A 5,324-nucleotide genomic window follows, 5' to 3' on the forward strand; every position below is an offset into this window, starting at 1 on the left:
AATTGACTGAACGTGAACACTGCGTGTAAAAATCGGAACCGGTGATGCATTAGGGAAACAGGTGTTCACGTTCGCCAGAATACGCAACGTGCTGTTCCTGAGGTGGCGGCACGTCGCATCAGGGAGGTGATATTTGGAACTTACCGGATTATTTACAGTGTAAGTGAGCAGATTGATATCCTGACTGTTCGACGCAACAATCAATTATTACGTATGTCTGAGCTGAGTGATGACGAAACGTGAACAGGATAAAGTCTTTACCATTAAAGGCCACCGGATTTTCTCACCTAAACAGCTGACGAGAGACAGGGCGATGAATTGCTGCATCAACCCTTAGCCCCGACAATAACAGTTTAAACACCCATATCGGATAGCCACTTCTCTACAGTGCGCGGCTTGATACCCAAAAGCGTTTGCGCGCTGTTTTGTTGCTCGATGGCAGAGTTTGCGGTGAACGCCTTAGCCTTATAAACGGCAACCACTTCGGCAGCTGCTGAGCCGAACAAGGGAGTGATTCGTTCTCCAAACTCTTCCGGCGTCAGGCTATGGAAAACAACCGCGTGACCAAAATGCCTAGCAAAGGCTGCGGCTAAATCATTGCCGGTAATCGCCGGCAGTTGCCCCACTCCCACAATACCGGTTACCGCGTGCTCGGTAAGAAGCGCTGCTGCCACATCGGCAATATCCAGATGTGAACACCAAGAAACCGGGTAGTTGCCACCCAGTGGATAAGGCAATTGATGCTCGGTTTTAACCGGCTCGATCACCACGGGTAACAACAGATTTTCGAGATATAACTGCGGCGCGATAACCGCCAGTGAAACGCCCGTTTTTTCGAGCTCCCCCACCAGCATTGGCAAAGCGCTTTCATCGCCCGGTACCTCGAGTGGCCAACCGCTGGTTGAAACAACCACTCGCGCCGGCTTGGCCACAGCAACCGCCTTGGCAATGTTGTGTGCAAATTGTTTGCGCACTGACTCTGGGCCGAGTGGCAGGTGGACAAAAACGCCCTCGGCACCGGTATAGGCCGCCACTAGGGAGTCCACGGAGGATAAATCGATAGCGACCGCTGGCGCTTCCTCTAACGAAGCCGGGTCCCGAACTGCCGCAATGGCAGGCTTTCCTTCCGCTATGAGTTTGTTAAAAAGCGGTGCACCCTGTGCACCGGTTGCGCCGTGAATAATGTATTTCATATCGTCTCCAATATTGATTTGTTAATAGAGAAATTGCGTCTTGTCCTCGCTCGGCATCGCCGGCGCACTATCGACATCCCCTTATTCTTCCTACGTAATTCGAGCATGGTTATTATTGGACATCAACAACCCAATAGAACGGTAAATGCTTGACAATAAATGGTATATTTCGGACATTTAATGCAATAAGGCCTCAGGTGGAGCGAGCGCCGAGGCACAACTGCCATCAGGAGCTGCGAGATTGAGCAGGGATATTCAGCACTTGGATTATCGCCCACGAGAGCCCTATCAGCTCGATCTGGAAGTGTTTACTGTGGCGTCTTTGAGGCGGCGTGGTAGCAGAGAAAAGGTGCGTGCAACACATTGGTATGACTTCCATACATTGGTGTGCGTGACGCAGGGGGTGTGCATCCAGGTGGTCGATTTCAATCCGGTGCCGTGTGTACCTGGATCGCTTTTGGTATTACGGCCGGGGCAGACTCACTCTTTCGGGTCCAATGAGGACTGGGATGGCTGGGTCGTGCTGTTTCGCCCGGAGTTCGTGCTGCCGCTATCAACCTCGCTGGGCGATCTTAAATTCGCCGTCGATCAGCAGCGGCTGGTAGAGCAGGTCGTTCTGGGCGGCAATGAGCTGCATGCCGTGACGACGGCGATTGAACAATTGCGGAAGGATACGCAGCTTAACGCTCCGCTTGACGATGTGCATGCCCTGCTCCGCCACCAGCTGTATGCGCTACTGATACGGTTGAGCCTCTTGCAGGGGCGGCAGCAAGCGCAGGAGCCGGTCATGTCTCCGGCGTTGCAGCGTTTCAATCGATTTCATCAACTGGTGGAGGAGCACTTCTGCGAGTGGCATCAAGTGGCCGACTATGCAAGACAGCTAGGCTATACCGAGAAGAGCTTGGCGCGTGCGGTGACGGCATCTACCGGTGTGGCCGCCAAGGCTTTTATTGCAGCGCGGATCGTTTTGGAGGCGAAGCGTTTGTTGGTGCATACCGATTTGCCCATCGTCACCATCGCCGAAAATCTGGGCTTTGACGAACCGACTAATTTCAGTAAATTCTTCAAGCGTGAAGCGAACTCCACCCCCAATGCATTTCGGCGGCGACACGGCTGAAATGCCGTTGTTTACGCTGCTGCCAAGTAAGCCTCAGTCGACTGCACAGTGCCATAACCGAATTCAAAGGCCGCCATCATGGTCGCATGTACATGGGCCGCAGGCACGGTCACGCCGTTAAATGCCAAATCCATGGTGGCGCAGGCATCGTGCAACACCGTGGCTGGGTAGCCCATATCAACGGCGGCACGCACGCAGGCATCGACACACATGTGGCTCATGGCACCGACAATTACCACTTCTTCTACCCCGTGGGCTTCGAGCTGTTGCTTAAGGTCGGTGTCGCGAAAGGCGTTGACATGGTTCTTGACGATAACCGGCTCATCACCGACCGGAGCCACGGCAGGCTGAATCTCGACACCCGAGCTGCTAGGCACGAACACCGGCGCTTCGTTGTTGGCGAATTCATGGCGAATGTGAAATACCGGTATGCTCTTCATTCGGGCATGGTCAATCACTTGGGCAGCATTGGCCGTGGCGGCTTCAATGCCCGACAGGGGCAGCTTGCCAGTAGGCAGGTATTCATTTTGCAGATCGATAACAATCAAAGCAGTCTTTTTCATGGTGAGACACTCCTCAATGGGGTCAGTGGGTGGATGTCCGGTATTTTCGCTGGTATCCGACGGAGCGAGAAGTGTCGCTAATGACATTTTACGAGTCGATAACGACATCCCTTTGGGTTGTCCCCGGTGGCTTTCGTGGGTTCACTGACCCCTCGCACTGAAACGGTCGCGATAGGCGCTGGGTGATAACCCCACAATGCGGGTGAATACCTTGCGGAAGGCACCGGGGTCGCTGTAGCCGATATCCCAAGCCACACGTTCAATGGGAGAGTTACTAAATTGCAGTAGCTCCCGAGCCCGCCCCACCCGCAGGCGCTGGCAGTATTCGGTGGTGGTCATGCCGGTGGCTTTCTGAAAGCGGCGCTGAAAGGTGCGCTCTTCCAGCCCGGCCTTGGCCGCCAAGGTGGGCAGCGCCACCTCTTGGGTCCGGGTTGTCTGCAACCAGTGCTGTACCTTGAGCACCGCTGCATCTCCGTGGGTCAGCCGGGGGGCAAACACGCTGTAGTAGCGCTGTTCCCGGCTGGGAGGATCAACCAGCAGCATACGCGCCGTCTCGATCATGATCGTGGGGCCCAGCAGTCGATCCACCAGCCTTAAGCCCAGATCCGTCCAAGCCATCAACCCACCGGCGGTGATGACATCACCATCATCGATGATGAGCTGGTCCGCATCTACGCGTACATCGGGAAAACGCTGTTGCAGCAACTCGGCATGAGCCCAGTGGGTTGTCATCCTGCGGCCCGCCATCAGGCCGGTGGCCGCCAGCGGGAAGGCCCCAGCGCAGACCGAGCCCAAGGTGATACCCTCTGCATGGCGTTGACACAACCACGCCGCCAGAGTCTGGCACTCATCAGCCTTGAGCGGTTCGCTCAGGCTGGGCGGCAGGATTAGTGCCGACACCACGGAAGCGGTGCCCGAGTCACTATCGAAGATACGCCGCGGTGCTGCAGCGGCAGCATCCTGTTGCCAGTGGGTCACTCGCAATGGTGGTTCGGATTGCTCAAGGTGAGATTCGGCAATACCGTTGGCCACACAGAACAGGTCGGTCAAGCCCAGTGCCGCTGCCTGCTGTGCGCCAGGATAAAGTACCAAGCCTATCTCAATCGTCGGTATTTTTTTCATCGGTCTTACACTTCGCCTTGCAGGGTATCTGCTGGTTACTTTACCTTAGCTGGGTTAGTCAGGGCGAGGAGGTCAAATAGTGATTTGATTGTGTGTCTGTCACAACAAAACTATGTAGATCACCAGAGAGTATCGAAAGTTAAGCCTGATACCCAGAGCGCTCAGGCTTGCCTGCATGGATAAAGACCCAACGGCCAAAATAGGTGATTAAGCCAAGTGTATCTGGTTAAATCACGCATTTTTCAGCTTGTGAAAAGCACTTTCAATGCGAGTCTGTAACTAAAACTGTGTAAACCGCCTATCATTGAGCCCTGACAGGGTAAGGATAGGCCACATGAACAAAAAAGAACTGGAAGCCTTCGCACGCGAGGCTGCTAAAACACTCAAGACCGAGAAAGATTTCAACGAGTTCAGTCAGATGCTGACCAAAATCACCGTAGAGGCGGTACTGAATGCCGAGCTTGACGAGCATCTGGGTTACGATCGCCATCATGCATCTGACAATACCAACAGTCGCAATGGCTACACCATGCAAGACCCTCAGGACTGAGGACGGTCAGTTCGAGCTGAACACGCCACGCGACCGCGAGGGCAGCTTCAAGCCAACTGGTGAAAAAGGGCCAGACCCGCTTCACCTCAATGGATGACAAGATCCTGAGTCTCTACGCTCTGACTCAAAACCGGCAGCAGTGTTACCACAGAGCCCTGCAACTTTCTTTAAGTGGTCTTCTAGGAGGTGTGGTGCAAGCCAATGACCCTCTGAGTCCTGTTTGGCATGTGCAATGTAGGTCTTGTTATCCATATTCCCTTTTCCTTTTTCGACGGCTTTTCTTACCTTGCCGCTTTCTTGTTATTCTCGCAATCCCTACAAAAGACCACTGTCAGCTGATCTGACAGTCTTTGTGATTGTCTCCTGCATCTCCCATAAAAAAGGCCGCTGTCAGAGGGAGCTAACCAGCGGCCAAAGGGTTACACAGTGGAACAACAGAAAAAAGAGGGATCAGGCTTCCTTTAGCTCCGGCAGATTGGCAAACAGCTGCAAGGCTTCAGGGTTGGCAAGGGCATCTTGGTTTTTTACCGGGCGGCCATGCACCACTTCTCGTACTGCCAACTCCACTATCTTGCCGGACAGGGTACGGGGAATGTCGGCCACCTGAATGATTTTGGTGGGCACATGGCGTGGGGTGGTTTCGGCCTTGATCGTCTCGCGGATGAGTTTTTTCAGATCTTCATCCAGCGTAAAACCTTCTTTCATGCGTACAAATAACACCACCCGTACATCGTCTTTCCAGTCCTGACCAATACACAGGGCTTCCAGCACGGCTTCCA

The 5,324-nt window shown here is 54.0% G+C and carries 4 protein-coding genes and 2 pseudogenes; 2 read left to right on the forward strand and 4 right to left on the reverse strand.

Annotated elements, in window-relative coordinates; genetic code table 11:
- Window positions 1-353 precede the first annotated feature (353 nt).
- Complete coding sequence (locus tag IBX51_RS14100) at window positions 354-1,193, reverse strand: SDR family oxidoreductase (RefSeq protein ID WP_291831934.1); 840 nt, start codon at window positions 1,191-1,193, stop codon at window positions 354-356.
- A 241-nt stretch (window positions 1,194-1,434) separates the two neighbouring features.
- On the opposite strand from IBX51_RS14100, the gene IBX51_RS14105 reads away from it, so the two are divergent.
- Entirely contained in the window at window positions 1,435-2,310 is an 876-nt protein-coding gene (locus IBX51_RS14105) for an AraC family transcriptional regulator (RefSeq protein ID WP_291831935.1), read from the forward strand.
- Window positions 2,311-2,321: 11 nt separating this feature from the next.
- Here IBX51_RS14105 and IBX51_RS14110 read toward each other — a convergent pair whose 3' ends face one another.
- On the reverse strand, window positions 2,322-2,873 hold the full coding sequence (locus IBX51_RS14110) for a cysteine hydrolase family protein (protein ID WP_291831937.1): 552 nt from the start codon (window positions 2,871-2,873) through the stop codon (window positions 2,322-2,324).
- A 141-nt stretch (window positions 2,874-3,014) separates the two neighbouring features.
- A complete protein-coding gene (locus IBX51_RS14115) occupies window positions 3,015-3,995 on the reverse strand; it encodes a GlxA family transcriptional regulator (RefSeq protein WP_291831938.1) in 981 nt (326 codons plus the stop codon).
- A gap of 334 nt (window positions 3,996-4,329) precedes the next feature.
- Here IBX51_RS14115 and IBX51_RS14120 point away from each other — a divergent pair.
- A pseudogene (locus IBX51_RS14120) lies at window positions 4,330-4,664 on the forward strand (transposase); the annotation flags it as partial.
- 331 nt (window positions 4,665-4,995) lie between these two features.
- On the opposite strand, the pseudogene IBX51_RS14125 reads toward IBX51_RS14120, so the two are convergent.
- Window positions 4,996-5,324, reverse strand: a pseudogene (locus tag IBX51_RS14125) (acetoacetate--CoA ligase); the annotation flags it as partial.

Source organism: Marinobacter sp., assembly GCF_014859525.1.
In the GTDB taxonomy this organism is placed as follows: Bacteria; Pseudomonadota; Gammaproteobacteria; order Pseudomonadales; family Oleiphilaceae; genus Marinobacter.

Coding starts and splice junctions, on each gene's coding strand:
- IBX51_RS14115 (WP_291831938.1), bottom strand. CDS start 3,995: ATGAAAAAAATACCGACGATTGAGATAGGCTTGGTACTTTATCCTGGC.
- IBX51_RS14100 (WP_291831934.1), bottom strand. CDS start 1,193: ATGAAATACATTATTCACGGCGCAACCGGTGCACAGGGTGCACCGCTT.
- IBX51_RS14110 (WP_291831937.1), bottom strand. CDS start 2,873: ATGAAAAAGACTGCTTTGATTGTTATCGATCTGCAAAATGAATACCTG.